The sequence below is a fragment of the Alteripontixanthobacter muriae genome (assembly GCF_013336795.1).
GTDB lineage: Bacteria > Pseudomonadota > Alphaproteobacteria > Sphingomonadales > Sphingomonadaceae > Pseudopontixanthobacter > Pseudopontixanthobacter muriae.
On the sequence record NZ_JAAFZT010000054.1, the window covers coordinates 1 to 209 of the forward strand.

Genomic DNA, 209 nt, shown 5'->3' on the forward strand with positions numbered 1-209 from the left:
CGTTCATTCTCACGCGCCAAATCTGCCTGCGGCGCTGAAACCAGATCACTGGGCCGATACTGAGATACCCACTTGCCCAGCGTCGACTTCCCTATCCCCAAATCTGATGCAACCCGGTCGCGCGGCAACCCGCTGGTCAGTGCGATCCGCACCGCCTCCTGCTTGAACTCTTCTGTATGCTTGATCATCTCGTCGGTCTCCTGTTGCGA

At 58.4% G+C, this 209-nt stretch carries 1 protein-coding gene; it reads right to left on the minus strand.

From position 1 onward, the window contains the following. Window positions 1-188, minus strand: a 188-nt coding sequence (locus tag G7A66_RS13870; RefSeq protein ID WP_174296276.1) for a transposase, incomplete at its 3' end; no start/stop codon positions are given. Between the last annotated feature and the right edge of the window lie 21 nt (window positions 189-209).